General features: G+C 69.5%; 7 protein-coding genes. 6 read left to right on the forward strand and 1 reads right to left on the reverse strand.

What is annotated here, in order from left to right; translation table 11 throughout:
• Nucleotides 1-205 precede the first annotated feature (205 nt).
• A complete protein-coding gene (locus OG611_RS37465) occupies nt 206-1,714 on the forward strand; it encodes a glutamate synthase subunit beta (RefSeq protein WP_266430720.1) in 1,509 nt (502 codons plus the stop codon).
• A 157-nt stretch (nt 1,715-1,871) separates the two neighbouring features.
• On the opposite strand, the gene aroQ is transcribed toward OG611_RS37465, so the two are convergent.
• The gene (gene aroQ, locus OG611_RS37470) at nt 1,872-2,369 is read right to left on the reverse strand and encodes a gamma subclass chorismate mutase AroQ (RefSeq protein WP_323180322.1); all 498 of its coding nucleotides are present in this window, start codon (nt 2,367-2,369) and stop codon (nt 1,872-1,874) included.
• 602 nt (nt 2,370-2,971) lie between these two features.
• Here aroQ and OG611_RS37475 point away from each other — a divergent pair.
• From OG611_RS37475 to OG611_RS37495, 5 genes are read left to right on the forward strand one after another with little or no spacing between them, the layout of a single operon-like run.
• A complete protein-coding gene (locus OG611_RS37475; protein ID WP_266431430.1) occupies nt 2,972-3,847 on the forward strand; it encodes a sterol desaturase family protein in 876 nt (291 codons plus the stop codon).
• Between the two features lie 48 nt (nt 3,848-3,895).
• Nucleotides 3,896-13,384 carry a non-ribosomal peptide synthetase/type I polyketide synthase gene (locus OG611_RS37480; RefSeq protein WP_266430724.1) on the forward strand — a complete coding sequence of 3,163 codons (9,489 nt, stop codon included), beginning with the start codon at nt 3,896-3,898 and terminating at the stop codon, nt 13,382-13,384.
• Nucleotides 13,374-15,056 (forward strand): NAD(P)/FAD-dependent oxidoreductase, encoded by a 1,683-nt coding sequence (locus OG611_RS37485; protein WP_266430725.1) that lies wholly within the window; start codon nt 13,374-13,376, stop codon nt 15,054-15,056. The genes OG611_RS37480 and OG611_RS37485 overlap by 11 nt, the downstream gene beginning before the upstream one ends.
• 20 nt (nt 15,057-15,076) lie before the next feature.
• On the forward strand, nt 15,077-16,801 hold the full coding sequence (locus tag OG611_RS37490) for an NAD(P)/FAD-dependent oxidoreductase (protein ID WP_266430727.1): 1,725 nt from the start codon (nt 15,077-15,079) through the stop codon (nt 16,799-16,801).
• Complete coding sequence (locus OG611_RS37495; protein WP_266430729.1) at nt 16,798-17,853, forward strand: NADP-dependent oxidoreductase; 1,056 nt, start codon at nt 16,798-16,800, stop codon at nt 17,851-17,853. Before OG611_RS37490 ends, OG611_RS37495 begins: the two co-directional genes overlap by 4 nt.
• Nucleotides 17,854-17,902 lie beyond the last annotated feature (49 nt).

Genomic DNA, 17,902 nt, shown 5'->3' on the forward strand with positions numbered 1-17,902 from the left:
CACTCCACCCCACTAGGTCTAGACCAATTTCGAGACTAGCCAGGGCAATTGGTCATGTCCATACCAGCAATGCACCGCCGGGTGACCTGTCGGTAACCCTTCCGATCGGACCGAAGGGGTGTCGTCGGCATGGTGGCTGGTGGACAAAGCAGGCGTAGGCTGGCAAAAACGCCTGTACGCCGCGAATGAGCGATCGAGGCGGCCCATGACCGACCCACACGGCTTCCTCAAATTCCCCCGCCGACCCGTCCCGGCACGCCCCGTCGAGGAACGGCTGAGCGACTGGAACGAGGTCTACGCGGGACAGGCGCGGCTACCCCTCGTGTCCGAGCAGGCCGGGCGCTGCATGGACTGCGGCATCCCGTTCTGCCACAGCGGCTGCCCGCTGGGAAATCTCATCCCCGAGTGGAACACCTACGCGAGGCGGTCGGACTGGCGGGCCGCGGCCGAGCGGCTGCACGCGACGAACAACTTCCCGGAATTCACCGGGCGACTGTGCCCGGCCCCGTGCGAGGACGCCTGCGTACTGACCATCAACGCCGACCCGGTGACCATAAAGAACGTCGAGCAGGCCATCGCCGACCAGATCTGGGAACGCGGGTACGCGTCACCGCGACCGCCGGAGCGCCTCAGCGGGAAGACCGTCGCCGTCATCGGCTCCGGGCCGGCGGGTCTGGCCGCGGCGCAGCAGCTCACGAGAATCGGCCATACCGTCGCCGTCTACGAGCGTGCCGACCGGATCGGCGGATTGCTGCGCTACGGCATCCCGGAGTTCAAGATGGAGAAACGCCACCTGGACCGCCGCATCGAGCAGATGCGGGCGGAGGGAACCAAATTCCGCACGGGGGTGGACATAGGCGGCGACCTCGACGCCGCCGAGCTCGCCGAGCGACACGACGCGGTCGTCGTCGCCGTCGGTGCGCGAGGCCAACGGGAGCTGCCCGTCCCCGGCCGCGAGCTGTGCGGCATCCATCAGGCCATGGACTATCTGACCCTGGCCAACCGGGTGACCGAGGGCGACTGCGACGCGCCTGCCGTCACTGCCGAGGGCCGGCACGTGGTGATCATCGGGGGAGGGGACACCGGCTCGGACTGTATGGGGACCGCACTGCGCCAGGGGGCCGCCTCCGTGGTGCAGCTGGACATCAATCCGGAGCCCGGCGACACCCGGCGGGACAACGAGCCCTGGCCCACGTATCCGAAGGTCTACCGGATATCCCACGCCCATGAGGAGGCGCGGGGGCGGAAGGGCGCCGATCCGAGGCTCTTCTCCTCGGCCACCCTCCGCTTCGAGGGCGACCGGTCCGGGCGGGTGCACGCGTTGCGCCTCGCGGAAGTGGAACCCGAGGCCAGAAGGCCGCGCCCGGGGACCGAGCGGGGGATTCCGGCGGATCTGGTGCTGCTCGCCCTCGGTTTCTACGGCCCCGAACACGGCACGGGGCTGGTGCGGCAGCTCGGGCTCACGCTGGACGACCGGGGCAACTTCGCCCGGAACGCGGGCTTCGGGGCCGAGACGACGGAGCCGTCCGGGCGGGCGGCCCGTACCCGCACGGACGGGATCTTCATCGCCGGTGACGCGGGGCGCGGCCAGTCCCTCGTGGTGTGGGCCATCGCGGAGGGGCGGTCCGCCGCTGCCGCGACGGACCGCTACCTGACCGGCTCCACAGTGCTTCCGGCCCCGATCGCACCACAGGACCGGCCTCTGATGGCTTGAGCGCCCGGCTGCGATCGCACCGCAGGACCGGCTCTGGTGGCTTGAGCGCCCGGCTGCGATCACATCGCAGGACCGGCTCTGGTGGCTTGTGCCCGGCCGCGCCAATCCGCCGACGTGCGGACCGGCCGCCGCCAACGCCCTTTGCTCGCCGGGTACTTCAGGCCCCTCGCTTGTCCGGCGCGTCGGTGGACGCTCCGCAGACGGACGCCAAGGAGTCGGCCAGCGCGGCCGTGTGCAGTTCGTCGAGGCGCCGCCCGTGGCTCACACGTTCCGCCGAGGCGGTCAGCGCGACGCGGCACAGTGGAGCGGAGCGGCGGTACGGTGCCGCGTCGGCGACGGCCCGGACGAGCGCCTCGTTGAGGTGGTCGACCTCTTTGCGCACTTCGTCGAGGCCAGGACGCTCGGTGGGTGCCTCGGACGGCCGGTCCCGCCACAGCCGGTGCAACCCGCGCTGCACCGCCTTGTTCGCCTCGATCTGGTCCCGGAAGACCAGCCTCGTCAGCCGCGGGTCCGCTCCGAGCCTCCTGGCCTGCTCGGTCACGGAGTCCAGTACCCGCTGTTCCCTGGCGGGGTCGTCGACCGGGCTTCCGGTGCCCCACTTGGCCGCGGCGACCAGGTCACCGGTGGCGATGCGCCGGGCGGAGAGCTCGGCCACGGGGAACAGGGGAGGTCGCCGGGCCGAACCGCCGGGACTCGTCGCAGCCGTGGAGGGCGGGGCGGCCGCCACTCCGACAAGCAGCGCCGCTGTGGTCGCCGTGCTGGTCAGCAAGGGGCGTGAGGGCGAGGTCCGTTGCACAGGTGTTCCTGTCGATCCGGGAGCACATGCTCGAAAAATCGAAAAAGCTTATTGGTACTACTGGTAAATCATATTCATGGCGGCCTGAATGGTCGGGGTGTCACCCGCGGTTCTCGCCATGCTCGCCGCAGCGTATCGCCACGAGGCTTGAATTCGACGGTTGAGGTAGTCGATCGGGGAAAAATAAGTAGGGCGGCCCCCGGTGACGGCACTGGGGTTCGCGGGGCCCATGAGGCGGCTCGCATCACACTTCAGCCCATCTTCCTCGCGCGTGACAGGTGACGTCCGGTGTGCCGGTCACGCGCGTCCGCGGTTAGTATTCAGTTTCTCTTTCGCGGTCCGTGCACCCTTCTGTGCACTGCTCCGTGCTGGTTCCTTTCGTAAGGGTGCTGTGAGTGGAAAGTTGTGAACCGCTGCCCGGCGGTGATCCGGAGGTGAATTCCGGTCGGGTCCGGGGAAAAGTGGTGCCGGTGCCGTCCGTGCGCGCTGTCCTGCGTGTGTCGGCGTACCCATTTCTGCTGGCGAGCACGGTTTCGGTGGCCGCTGCGGCGTTGTGTCTCGATTGGGATCCCGACCGTGTGAGCCCGCTCTTCCTGCTTGGCGTCATCGCTTATCTCACCGTGCTCGAACGTGTGATTCCGCACCGGTGGGCCTGGCACCCGAACGCCGGTGAGTGGCGTTGGTACGGGGTCTATTTCCTGTTGACGATGGTGGCCAGCGCCTTTGCGCAATATCTGGTTTCCACGGTCGTCTCCGTGGTGTCGCCGAACGAGTCGACGCTCAATCTCTGGACGGAAATCCCCGCGGCGTTGCTGACCGGTTCGTTGGCCAGTTATCTGGTGCACCGGCTCGGTCATACCAACGCGATATTGTGGCGACTGCATGGTGTGCACCATGTGCCGGAAAAGGTCAACGTCGCCAATAACGGTGTCAACCACGTCCTCGATATCGTTCTCGCGCAGGGAACCGTTCAGCTGGCTCTGGTGCTGGTCGGATTCTCCCGCGACTCCGTGTTCGTGGCGGGCCTTTTCGTGGCTGCCCAGGGCTATTTCGTCCACGCCAACATCGACGTGCGCATCGGGCGGCTCAATCATGTGCTCGCCAGCCCCGAACAGCACCGCCTGCATCACAGCACCGATCTGTCCGAGGCGGGCCACTACGGCTCGGACCTGTCGATCTGGGACCACTTCTTCGGCAGTTACACCTGGCGGCCCGGCCGCGAACCGGTCGCGGTCGGCCTGGGCGATCCCGCGTCCTTCCCCCGTACGGGGGAGATCGTTTCCAGCCTTCTCCACCCCTTGCGCCGTGCGAAGGGGCCCGGGACCGGTTCTGCCTGAACTGCCCTTCCATGCCGTGCCGCGGCGCCACGATCTAGGAGTACAGCCTTGCCCGACGTGAACAGTGCCTCTGTGAGCGAAAAAGTAGCGATCATCGGCATGGGGTGCCGACTGCCCGGCGGTGCGTCGGACCATCGCGCTTACTGGCAGAATCTCATGGAGGGCAAGGACTGCATCACACCGACACCGGCCGATCGCTACGACGTCGGCAGCCTCGGCAGCAGACACAAGGAGAAACCCGGACGCCTGATCGGCGGTCGCGGGGGATACATCGACGGTTTCGACGAGTTCGACCCGGCCTTCTTCGGGATCAGCCCGCGCGAGGCCGACCACATGGACCCTCAGCAGCGCAAACTGCTGGAGGTCGCCTGGGAGGCACTGGAGGACGGCGGCCAGCGGCCCGCGGAGCTCGCCGGCAGCAACACCGCCGTGTTCGTCGGCGCGTTCACGCTGGACTACAAGATCCTTCAATTCTCCGACCTGGGCTTCTCGTCACTCGCCGCCCACACCGCGACCGGCACCATGATGACGATGGTCTCGAACCGTCTCTCGTACTGCTTCGACTTCCGCGGACCGAGCCTGTCGATCGACACCGCGTGCAGCTCCTCCCTGGTGGCGGTGCACCTCGCCTGCCAGAGCCTCAACAACCGGGAGACCGATCTCGCGCTGGCCGGTGGCGTCCTGCTGCACATGGCGCCGCAGTACACCATCGCCGAGACGAAGGGCGGTTTCCTTTCGCCCGACGGCCGTTCACGCGCCTTCGACGCCGCGGCCAATGGCTACGTACGGGCCGAGGGCGTCGGTCTGGTCGCGCTCAAGCGACTGGACGACGCCCTGCGCGACGGCGACCCCATCCACGCGGTGATCCTCGGCGCGGGGGTCAACCAGGACGGCCGGACCAACGGCATCACCGTGCCCAACGCGGATGCCCAGGTCTCCCTCATCCGGCGCGTGTGCGGCGAGGCCGGCATCACGCCCGGCGACCTTCAGTACGTGGAGGCGCACGGCACCTCCACGCCCGTCGGCGACCCGATCGAGGCGAACGCACTCAGCCGGGCGCTGGCCGTGGGCCGCCGACCGGACGCGCCCTGCTACGTGGGCTCGGTCAAGACGAACATCGGGCACACCGAAGCGGCGGCGGGCATCGCCGGCCTGATCAAGACCGTGCTCTGCCTCAAACACCGCCTCATCCCGCCCCACATCAACCTGGAGCAGCTCAACACCGCCATCGACCAGAGCTCCTCCCCGTACCGCATCCCGACCGAGCCGACCGCATGGCCCGGACACGAGGGACCCGCACGGGCCGGGGTGAACTCGTTCGGATTCGGTGGAACCAACGCGCACATCGTGCTGGAACAGGCACCGGACAGGGACGTACCACCGGCCGCGCCGGGCGAACGAGCCTGGAATCTCCTCCCGTTGACCGCCCATGTCCCGGAAGCCCTGCCGGAGCTGGCGGCCGGCATCCGCCGCGAGCTGGCAGGTGTCCACGGCCCGGGGGTGTCGCTGCCCGACCTCGGCCACACACTGGCCCACCGTCGTCAGCACCTGGAGTCGCGGCTCTCCGTCGTGTACTCCTCGCGGGCCGGACTGGACGAGGCACTCGCCGCCTTCCAGCGCGGTGAACCGCATCCGGGAGTCGTCCACGGCAGGCAGCTCGAAGCCGAACAGCGCGGGCTGGTCTGGGTCTTCACCGGCATGGGGCCGCAGTGGTGGGGGATGGGCCGCCAGTTGCTGGAGGGAGACGAGGTGTTCCGGGACGCGGTCACCCGCTGCGACCGGGCCATCCGCTCGATCGCGGGCTGGTCCGTGATCGAGGAGATGAGGGCCGACGAAGCCGGATCGCGCATGGGCGAGACATGGCTCGCACAGCCGGCCAACTTCGCCGTCCAGGTGGGCCTCGCGGCGATGTGGCGCCAGTACGGTGTGCGGCCCGACGCCGTGGTCGGTCACAGCACCGGGGAGGTCGCCGCCTTCTACGAGGCAGGGGTCTACACCCTGGAGGACGCGGTGAGCGTGGTGGTGCACCGCAGCCGGCTCCAGCAGAAGCTGACCGGCACCGGCACCATGCTCGCCGTGAGCCTGCCCGAGGAGGAGGCGCAGTACCGGGTGGCCGCGTTCGGGGACCGGGTGTCCGTGGCCGCGGTCAACAGCCCCTCGGCGGTCACACTGGCCGGCGACCGCGAGGCACTGGCCGAGCTGGCGGACGGGCTGCGCTCCGAGCAGATCTTCGCCAAGTTCCTCACGGTGCAGGTTCCGTACCACAGCGTGGGCATGGAGGCGATCAAGGACGAACTGCTGGCCTCGCTGGACGGTCTCGATCCCCGGGCGGCGAAGGTTCCGGTGTACCTGACCGGGCAGGAAGGTACGGCGCACGGCAGCGAGCTGGACGCGGACTACTGGTGGAAGAACGTCCGCCACCGGGTCCGGTTCCGCTCCGCCGTCGACCGGCTCGCCGACGACGGGTACGGACTCTTCCTGGAAATCGGCCCGCACCCGGTGCTCGGTCACTCCATCCGCGAGTGCCTCGAAGGCAAGGCGACGGCCGCACGGACCCTTCCGTCGATCCGCCGCCAGGAGAACGAACCGGAGCGCTTCGCCGCCTCGCTGGCGGAGCTGCACAACCTCGGCGTCCCGATCGACTGGGACACCCTGCACCCGGCGGGCAGACCGGTGGTCCTGCCCCGCTACCCGTGGCGGCGCGACCGCTACTGGACGGAGCCCGCACCCGTCGCCCAGGTCCGCCTCGGCCGCGCCGACCATCCTCTGCTGGGCCGCCGCACCGTGGACACCGAGCCGACCTGGCACACCACGCTGGACACCGAGCGGCTGCCCTACCTCGAGGACCACCGCATCCAGTCCACAGTGGTCTTCCCGGCAGCGGGGTACCTGGAGATGGCCACGCAGGCGGTCCGCTCCCTGACCGGCGGCACCCATGTCGTGCTGACGGACATCGAGTTCCGCAAGGCGCTGTTCCTGCCCGAGGGCGAGGACCGGGCCGTTCGCCTGACCCTCTCCTCGCAGAACGCGGCGTTCACCATCGCGTCGGCGGGGCAGGAGGAGGGCGGCCGGGCGGTGCACGCCAGCGGCGTCGTGCGCTCGGGGCAGCCGCGCCCGGCCGGGCGCCCCGCCGACACCGAAGCCCTCCGGGCGTGCGCCCTGCGACGGCTGGACGGCGAGGACTGTTACGCGGCGCTCGCCGCCCTGGGCTACCACTACGGGCCCGCGTTCCGGGCCATCGAAGAGGTGTGGATCGGTTCCGGAGAGGTCCTCGCCCGACTCCGTCCGCCTGCGGCGATCGGCGACGACGCGGCCGGACACCACATCCATCCCGTGCTGCTCGATGCCTGCTTCCAGTCGCTGCTGACGACACAGCTGCCCGAAAACAAAAACGAAACCGAGACCGAAGCCGGCCCCTACGGCACGGACGAATCGGAACGGCAGAACTCCGGGATCCGCCTGCCCCTGTCGATCGACGAGCTGTGCCTCGCCCCGGTGGGAGACCGGCCGATCTGGGTGCACGCGACGGTGACCCGCGGCGACGCGGACGAGCTCGTCGGGGACATGGCCGTGTACGCGGACGGCGGTGAGCCCCTCGGCGGCATCCATGGCTTCCGCGCAGCCGACGTGGAGAAGGCGTCAACCACGGTCGGGCTCGGCACGATCGACTCCTGGCTGGCCGAGACCGTGTGGATCGACAGCCCCTTCGATCCCGCCGCGGACGAGGGCGGAGTCGGCCCCGACTCCCCAAGCCCCGTGTCCACCGGCGGCGACTGGTTGGTGTTCGCGGACCACCAGGGCGTCGGCGACGCCCTGAGCGAACTGCTCGCCGCACGCGGCGAGCGCTGCCACCTGGTGCGCCCGGGTGACACGTACCGAAAAGGCGGCGAAGGCAGCGGGTTCACGGTCGAACCGGGGTCCGTCACGGACCTGGAGCGGCTCTTCGCCGACCTGGACGAGGACAGGGACGGCGCAGACGGTGGCGGGGGACCCGTCGGCCCCATCGTGCATCTGTGGAACCTCGACCTGCCCCACATCGCCGACGCCTCACCGCAGGACCTCGCACGGCACAGCGGCACCGGGGCCTACTCGCTGATCGCCCTCGCCCGGACGCTGCTCCGCCGCGAGTCGGCCGGTCGGCTGCACATCGTGACCCGCGGCGCGCAGAACGTCGAGCCGGGCGAGACCGTCGAGCCGCTGGGAGCGCCCGCGTGGGGAGTCGGCCGGGTGCTCAGGCACCAGGAGCTGCTCTCCCACCCCGGCAAGCTGATCGACCTGGACCCCGGCGCGCGGAGCGACGAGGGACGCCGGGCCGAGGCACGGGCGCTTCTGCGAGAGCTCCTGACCGACGACGAGGAGGAGATCGCGCTGCGTGGCGCGGCTCGCCTCACCAGCCGGATCCGGCAGGCCGAACAGCTGACGCACCCCCTTCCGCTGCGCCTTCGCACCGATGCGAACTACCTGGTCACCGGCGCCTTCGGAGCGCTCGGCCGACTGCTCTGCCGCACGCTCGTCCGCCGTGGGGCGCGCAGCCTGATCCTGATCGGACGCACCGCACTGCCGGAGCGCTCCGCCTGGCGGGACCTGGACCCCGGCAGCGCCGAAGGCCGTGCCACCGCCTTCGTCAAGGAGCTGGAGGCGCTCGGGGCACGGGTTGTCCTGGCACCGCTCGACATCACCGACGAAGCCGCGTTCACGTCCTGGCTGGATGCTCACCGGCGCACCGATCCGCTGCCCGTCCGAGGTGTGTTCCATCTCGCCGGTCAGGTCCGCGACACACTCGTCGAGGACATGGACCGTCGGACGTTCGCCGAGGCCCACGATCCCAAGGCCATCGGTGCCTACCTGCTGCACCGCCACCTTCGGGACGAACCGCTGGACCACTTCGTCCTGTTCGCCTCGATCGCCTCTCTGCTGACCACCGCGGGCCAGACCAACTACGCCGCGGGCAACGCGTTCCTGGACGCGCTGGCCCAGCACCGCCGGGCACTCGGGCTGCCGGGACTGAGCGTGGACTGGGGCCCGTGGGCCACCGGCATGATCGAAGAGCTGGGACTCGTCGACCACTACCTGCACAACCGAGGGATGAGTTCGCTCGCACCGGACGTCGGCATGGCCGTGCTGGAACGCGTCATCGGCCAGGACCGCGCCCAGCTGCTCGTCGCCACGGTCGTCGACTGGCCGGTCTTCCTGGCCTGGTACGCATCACCGCCCTCACTGGTCACCGATCTGGCGGCGGCGGCCCCCGCCGGAACGGCCACCGGGCCGGGCGAGGGCATCCTCGACACCTTCCGCGACGCTGACCCGGCGGAACGTCTGTCCCTGGTGACCGGGCGATTCATCACGCTGACCGCCTCGGTGCTGCGGACAGGCCCCGACCGGATCGATCCGCAGGCGGGACTCAACGCGCTGGGACTCGACTCGCTCCTGGCGATGGAGCTGCGCGCCCGGATCAGCTCCGAGCTCGGCGTCGCGCCACCCGTGGTGGCGCTGCTCAGCGGAACGCCCGTCGTCGAGCTGATCACCCAACTCCACGATGCCCTGGCCGAGTTGGCCGCCCACGAGGCCGGCGGTACCGAAACGGCCGCGGTGGAGGTGTTCGAGGACGAACTCCGTCACCCGCTGACTCAGAACCAGAAAGCCCTGTGGTTCCTCAGGCAGCTCAATCCCGAGGGCTACGCGTACAACATCGGCGGCGCGGTCGAGGTCCGGGTCGCACTCGATCCCGACCTCATGTTCGAGGCCGTCCGCCATCTGGTGGCACGGCACCCCGCCCTGCGTACCAACTTCCTCACGGTGGACGGCGTCCCGCTGCAACAGGTGTCGCCGGAGGCGAGCGCGGACGTCGAGCTGTTCGACGTGCAGGACCAGGAGTGGGAGGACATCCACCGCACGATCGTGGCCGAGTACCGCAGGCCGTACGACCTGGAGCACGACCCGCTGTTCCGGTTCCGCCTCTTCAAGCGCGCCGACGACCGCTGGGTGATCATGAAGGCGGTGCACCACATCGTCTCCGACGCGATCTCGACGTTCACCTTCATCGAGGAGCTCCTGGCGGTGTACGAGGGGCTGCGCCAGGGCAAGGCCCCCTCGCTGCCGCCCGTCACCGCCCGCTATCTGGACTTCCTCAACGCGCAGAACCGCTTCCTGGCCGGCCCCGCGGCGCCGCGCATGCTCGACTACTGGCGCTCGCACCTGCCGGCCGAGGTCCCGACCCTGGAACTGCCCGTCGACAAGCCCCGTCCCGCCGTGCAGACACACAACGGTGCCTCGGAGTTCTTCGTACTGGACACCGCGCTCACCGCCCGGGTGCATGCCCTGGCGCGCGAGCACGACGTGACCCCGTTCATGGTGCTGCTGAGCGCCTACTACGTGCTGCTGCAGCGCTACTCCGGCCAGGACCAGGTCATCGTGGGCAGCCCGGTGACCGGCCGTACCGAGCAGGAATTCGCCTCCGTCTACGGCTACTTCGTCAACCCGCTCCCGCTGCACGCGGATCTGTCCGGCGACCCCTCGATCGCCCGACTGCTGCAAGAGGTCCGCACCACCGTGCTGGGCGGCCTGGACAACCAGGAGTACCCGTTCGTCCTGCTGGTCGACGAACTGGGGCTCCAGCACGACCCCAGCCGCTCCGCGGTGTTCCAGGCCATGTTCATCCTGCTCACCCACAAGGTCGCCACCGAGAAGTACGGCTATCGGCTCGATTACATCGAACTTCCCGAGGAGGAAGGGCAGTTCGATGTGACGCTGTCGGTGTACGAGGACGAGGCGGAGCGCCGTTTCCACTGCGTCCTGAAATACAACACCGACCTGTTCCTGCCGGAGACCATGCGGCGGATGGCATCGCACTACACCGAACTGCTCGACAGCATGACCCGGGCTCCGGCGGACCGGCCCGTCTCCCGGCTGGAGATGCTCGGCGCCCAGGAGCGCGAGCGACTGGTCGGCGAGTGGAGCGGTGCCGGGCGCACCGCCCTGCCCGCGGGGGCGGGGGACGGCGAGGCGGACGGCTTCCGCCCGGTCCACCGGCTGATCGGTGAGACCGCTGCCCGCTGCCCGGACGCGGTGGCCGTCACTGTTCCGGCGTTCCAGGGGCCGGCCCACCGGCTGACGTACGCGGAACTGGACCGCGGGTCGGATGAGTTGGCCCGGAGCCTGCGCGGGCTCGGGGTCGGTGCCGGGTCGGTGGTGGCGCTCTGCCTGGACAAGTCGCCCGACCTCGTCGTCGCACTGCTCGCGGTCCTCAAGGCCGGCGGCGCCTATCTCCCGATCCCGGCCGACCACCCGGCCGACCGCGTCGCCCACACCGTACGCGCCGCGGGCGCCACCCTCGTCGTGGCCGAGGACGACGCCTGCCGCGACCGGATGGCGGAGCTGCCGGCCCGGACGCTGACGCTGCGGGAACTGCGTGAGGCGGCGCCCGCGGCGGACGACCGGAGCGGGACCGGCTCCGGTGCGGAGGACCCTGTTGGTCCCGACGCGCCCGCGTACATCATCCACACCTCCGGTTCGACCGGCCTCCCCAAGGCCGTGCGGGTCAGCCACCGCAATCTCGCCTCGGCGTACGGAGCCTGGCTCCAGGAGTACCGGCTGGACCGCGTTGTCCGGGTGCACCTCCAGATGGCCGCCCCGTCGTTCGACGTCTTCACCGGAGACGTCGTGCGCGCGCTCTGCTCGGGCGGCAACCTGGTGCTGGTCGACCGCGATCTGCTCTTCGACACCGAGCGCCTGTACACCACGATGCGCCAGGAGCGCATCGACTGCGCGGAGTTCGTGCCCGCCGTCGTACGCGGCCTCATGGACCACTGCGAACGCCGGGGACTGCGACTGGACTTCATGCGCCTGCTGGTCGTCGGATCCGATGTGTGGAAGGTGGGGGAGTACCGGAGGCTGCAGGAACTGTGCGGCCCGGAAACCCGTCTGATCAACTCTTACGGGGTCACCGAGGCGACCATCGACAGCGCCTGCTTCGAAGGACCCGTCGACGACCTGGAACCCGGGCGGACGGTGCCGATCGGACGGCCCCTGGGCAACAGCACGCTCCATGTGCTCGACCGGCACGGCGAACCGGTGCCGCCCGGCGTGCCGGGCGAGCTGTGGATCGGCGGCGACGGCGTCGCGCTCGGCTACGCGGGCGACCCCGCGCTGACGGACCGGCGCTTCGTCACCCGGACCCTGAGCCGGGAGCCTGGTGCGGGCCCCGTACGCCTCTACCGCAGCGGTGACGCGGCACGCTGGGACGCGGACGGCCGGGTCCATCTGCTGGGCCGGGCCGACGACCAGATCAAGCTCCGGGGCCACCGGATCGAACTCGGCGAGATCGAGGCACACCTCGCCCAGTGGCCCGGACTGACCCGGGCGGTCGTCACGGTGCGCCCCGACGCCCGGGGCGAGGACGTCCTTTGCGCCTACTGCGTACCCGCCGAAGGGGCGGCACCGGACCGGCGCTCCCTGCGCCGGCACCTCGCGGACCGGCTGCCCGCGTACATGGTTCCGGCGCACTTCGTCACCCTGCCGGAACTGCCGCTGACCGCCAACGGCAAGGTCGACACCGCCGCCCTGCCGGCACCCCGGTTCGACGCGGACGACGAGCCCGAGGAGAAGCCGCGCACACCGTTCGAGGTGAGCATGGCCCGGCACTGGAAGGAACTGCTCGGACTGGAGCGGGTCGGCCTGACGCACGAGTTCTTCGAGGTCGGCGGCAGCTCCATCAAACTGATCGAGCTGATCCACCGGCTGCGCAAGGAGTACGGCGTCGGCATCCCCGTCAGCCTGCTGTACCGGGTGACGACCCTGCACGGGATGGCCGCGTCGCTGGAGCGCATCGCCACCGGCTCGGACTTCGACGACCTGCCCTGCCTCAGCTTCAACAGCGATCAGGAACGGACCGTGTTCTCCTTCCCGCCGGCGGGCGGCCACGGACTCGTCTACCGGGAGTTCGCCGCCAAACTGCCCGAGTACCGGCTGATCGCCTTCAACTACGTCCCCGGCACGGACAAGGTGGCCCACTACGCCGACCTCGTCGAGTCCCACCGGCCCGAGGGTAGATGCCTGCTGCTCGGCTACTCGCTCGGCGGCAACCTCGCGTTCGAGGTGGCCAAGGAACTCGAAGGCCGGGGACGCGACGTCGCCCATGTGATCGTGCTGGACTCGCACCGCATCCTCGAACCGTACGTACCCGGCCCCGAGCACATCGAGTTCTTCGAGGCGGAACTGGCCGAACACCTGCGCAAGCACACCGGATCGGACGCCGTCGCCCGCGAAACCCTCGATCACGCCGCGGAGTACCTGGCCTTCTGCGGCCGCACACCGAACCTGGGAACGGTCTCCGCGACCGTCAGCGTGATCACCGACGAGGAGAAGACGGATCTCTACGCCGCCGACGCGCGCGGCACCTGGCACGGCAGCTCGATCACGGCCACGGCCGTGCTGCGCGGTTCCGGGATCCACGCCGACATGCTCGACCCCAAGCACGCGGCCCGCAACGCCGATCTGGTGCGCGGCGTCCTCCAGGACGGCGGCGCCGATGTCCGATGAGGCGGAGGACGAGTGGAGCACCCGTGACCTGGCGGGAGACGGCGGCCCCCGGGTCATCGTCATCGGCGCCGGCGTCGCGGGAATGTCCACCGGGTGCTACGCGCAGATGAACGGGATGCGCTCCCGCATCTTCGAGAGACACGTACTGCCCGGCGGCTGCTGCACGGCCTGGTCGCGCGACGGCTACATCTTCGACTACTGCATCGAGTGGCTGATCGGCACGGCCGCCGGCAACGAGGCCAACCAGGTGTGGCGCGAACTGGGGGCGCTCGACGGCAAGACCATCACCAACTTCGAGATGTTCAACCGGGTCGTCGACGAGACCGGCCGTTCCGTGACCTTCTACAATGACCCGGACCGGCTGGAACGCCACCTGCTCGAAGTCTCGCCCGCCGACGCCCGGCTGATCCGCTCGTTCTGCCGCGACCTGCGCCGGTTCATCGACATCGAGTTGTACCCGTTCCTGACCGCCCCCGCCCTGCGGACCGTACGCGAGAGAGCGGCGCTGCTGCGCACCGTCCTGCCCGCGTTCCGGCTGTTCTGGCGCACGGCCTCGACGCCGATGCACGAATTCGCCGACCGGTTCCAGGACCCGCTGTTGCGCAGGGCGTTCCGCAACATCTTCTTCCAGGACCCGGAGGGCTTCCCGCTCCTCCCGTACCTGTTCAACATGGCCGGTGCCCACCACCACAACGCCGGTTTCCCGCAAGGAGGTTCGCTGGGCCTGTCCCGGTCGATCGAGGAACGCTACACATCGCTCGGCGGTCGGATCAGCTATCGGGCACGCGTCGAACGGATCCTGGTCGAGGACGGGCGCGCCGTCGGGATCGAACTGCGCAACGGCAGACGGTACTACGCCGACCACGTCGTCTCCGCCTGCGACGGCCACACCACGATCCACGGACTTCTGCAGGGCCGGTTCACCGGCCCCCGGATCGACAAGCTGTACAACGAACTGCTGCACCGCCCCGGCACCCTGTTCCCCGCGGTGGTCTCCGCCTTCGTCGGGGTCAGGGGCGAGCTGGGCCCCGGCCGGCCCCACAGCACCACGTATCTGCTCACCCCCGAGGACGCCGTACAACTGCCCGGCGCGCTCCAGAGCAGTGTGGTGGTCCAGCTGCGCTCCGACTACTCGGACGGATTCGCCCCGCCCGGCAGATCGGTCGTGCACTGCACCTACTTCAGCGACTTCGCGTACTGGAAGGCGCTGCGCGCCGCCGACCGCAAGGAGTACCGCGCGAAGAAGCGCCAAGTGGCCGACTTCGTCAGGGGATTCCTGGAACGCCGGATGCCGGGGGTGGGCGAGCGCATCGAGCTGGTCGATGTCGCGTCCCCGGCGACCACCCGGCGCTACACCGGCAACCACGACGGCTCCATCCTGGCCTGGAAGGCGTTCTCCGAGGCCGACGACATCGCCGCCAAGCTGGTCGGAAAGGACCGTATGCGCCTGCCCGGTCTGAGTGGATTCTCGATGGCCGGGCAGTGGGTCGGCATGGGCGGACTGATCCGCGCCGCGTCCACCGGGCGCTTCGTCGTCCAGTACCTCTGCGACGAGCTGGGACGCGGGTTCACGGCGTCCGAGAGCCGGGGCACCGAGCCCTGGAACCCCGGGAAGCTGGGCCGGCTGCCCCAGCTCGACAAGTGGTCCATGCGTGGTGACAGCCGCACATGAACACCGAGGAGAACAGGTTCATGCCGCCTTCCGAACGACAGTCGATGATCATCATCGGCGCAGGGCTGGGCGGTCTCTCCACCGGCTGCTACGCCCGGATGAACGGCTACCGGACCCATGTCCTGGAGATGCACGAACTGCCCGGCGGCTGCTGCACGGCCTGGGACCGCGGTGACTTCAGGCTGGACCCCTGCGTCAGCTGGCTCCTGGGCAGCGGCCCCGGCAACGAGATGCACCGGATCTGGCTGGAGCTTGGCGCGTTGCAGGGCAAGGAGGTCCGGCACTTCGATGTGTTCAACGTCGTGCGCGGCACGTGCGGCCGGGCGGTGTACTTCTACTCCGACCCCGACCGGCTTCAGGCCCACCTCACGGAGCTCTCACCCGCCGACTCCGCCCTGATCAGCGACTTCTGCAAGCAACTGCGCGCCTTCCGCGAATGCCTCGCCGTCTATCCGTTCCTCAGACCGGTCGGACTGATGCCGGTGATGGAGCGCTGGCGCATGCTGGCCTCCTTCATCCCGTACTTCAACGTCGTGCGCAAATCCATCGGCGTACTCATGACCGACTACTCGGCGAGGTTCAAGGACCCCCTGCTGCGCCAGGCGTTCAACTTCATCCTGTACGAGAAGCATCCGGCCTTCCCCGTACTGCCGTTCCACTTCCAGCTCGCCTCGCACGCCAACCTCTCCGCGGGCGTCCCGGAAGGAGGATCGCTCGGACTGGCCGAGTCGATCGAGCGGCGCTACCGCAGGCTCGGCGGCGAAGTGACGTACAACGCCAAGGTCGAGGAGATCGTGGTCGAGGGCGACCGTGCGGTCGGCGTGCGGCTCAGCGACGGGCGTGAACTGCGCGCCGACATCATCGTGTCGGCCTGCGACGGACGTACCACGATGATGGACCTGCTGAAGGGCCGCTACCTCAACGAGTCGTACCGACGTCTCTACACCCGGACCATCGAACAGCCCGGCATGGTGTTCCCCGGATACTTCACGCTCTTCCTCGGCCTGCGCCGCGAATTCCCCGACGCCGACCCCTGCACCACCTATCTGCTCGACGAGACGGAAGCGGCCGGACTGACCGGCATTCGGCACCCCAGCATCAACGTCCAGTTCCGCAACAGGCACTACCCCGAGCTGTCCCCGCCCGGGACGAGCGTCGCGTACGTCACCTACTTCTGCGACATCGCACCCTGGCGCGCCCTGGACGAAGGCCCCGAACAGGCGACCCGGACCCGCGGCGGGCAGGAACTCCACACGCTTCCGGTACGCCACGGACGCGGCTACTACGCGGCCAAGCGCCGGGCCCGCGAGACACTCGTCGCGTTCCTGGAACGGCAGCACCCCGGCATCGCCGACGCCATCGCCGTACGCGATGTGTCCAGCCCGCTCACCCAGGTCCGCTACACGGGCAACTACGACGGCACGGTGCTGGGCTGGCAGCCCTTCGTGGAGAGCGGGGAAACGCTGGAGAAGCTCATCAAGAAGCACGGCCCCGGCCTGCCCGGACTGCGCAACTTCTACCAGTCCGGCGTCTGGGCCACCACGGGTGGCCTGATCCGCGCGGCGGCGGCCGGCCGGCACGTCGTGCAGTTCATCTGCCGTGACGACGGCCGCGCATTCACCGCGTCCGTGGACGAGAGCGGTCCGCCACCGACCCATCGGGTCATCGAAGTGTCGCCCCGGCCGGTTTCACGGTCCGTCGTGGAGGGCCGCCCGGTCCTCGCGGAGAGGAAGGGAACGGGATGAGGGCCAGGAAATGGGTGGTGCGCGAGCACATCGAAGGCGTCCCCGACGTCGAACGGGTCTACGGACAGGTCGAGGAGGACATCGATACCGAGTTGGCCCCGGACGAGATGCTCCTGAGGACGCGCTACGTATCGGTGGACCCCTATCTCCAGGGGATCGCACTGGACACCCCGCTCGGTGCGCACATGGGGGCCGACTCGATCATGGAAGTGCTGGAAGCGGGTCCGCAGGCGGCCCACCGCCCCGGTGATCTGGTGCAGGGGTTCGGCGGCTGGCGCACCCATCTCGTGAGCAACGGCGCGCCCACCCCCTGGCAGACCGGGACGTTCCCGATGGTCTTCCCGGCCTTCCGCCGCCTGGACCCCGGCTGGTACGACGACGCGCTGCCGCTCCCCACCGCGCTCAGCGCCATGGGCGGCCCCGGCATGACCGCCTGGGGCACCCTCACCAAGTTCATGTCGGTCCGGCGGGGGGACACCGTCGTGGTCAGCGGCGCCTCCGGCTCCGTGGGCTCGCTGGTCGGCCAGCTGGCCAAGCGCGCGGGCGCCCGGGTCGTGGGCACCACGTCGACGACGGAGAAGGCGGACTACCTCGACGAGCTGGGATTCGACGCGGTCGTCGTCTACCGCCACGGAGACAACCGCGAGGCCGTACGGGATGCTCTCCTGTGGGCCGCGCCGGACGGCGTCGACAAGTACTTCGACAATCTGGGCGGCACCGTCACCGACGCGGTGTTCTCCATGCTCAACATCGACAGCCAGGTGGCCGTGTGCTGGCAGTGGGCCACCCAGGTGGGCCGCGACGTCACGGGACCGAGGCTGCTGCCGTACATCATGTTCCCGCGCGCGCATGTGCGGGGCATCTTCTCGCTGGAATGGTTCACCGAGGAGAACTGGCGCGCGCTCCACGACGAGCTCGGCGGCCTGATCCGGCGGGGCGAGGTGCGCTGCGGACACACCCTCCACCACGGCTTCGAGAACATCCCCGACGCCTACCGGAGCCTCTACCAGGGCACCGGAGCCGGTCGGGGCAAGGTGCTGGTCGAACTCTGACGCCGACCACGCAACACCGCTTCCCGCCCTTCCCCGCCCAGCAGTTCGT

Source organism: Streptomyces sp. NBC_01363 (assembly GCF_026340595.1).
GTDB lineage: Bacteria > Actinomycetota > Actinomycetes > Streptomycetales > Streptomycetaceae > Streptomyces.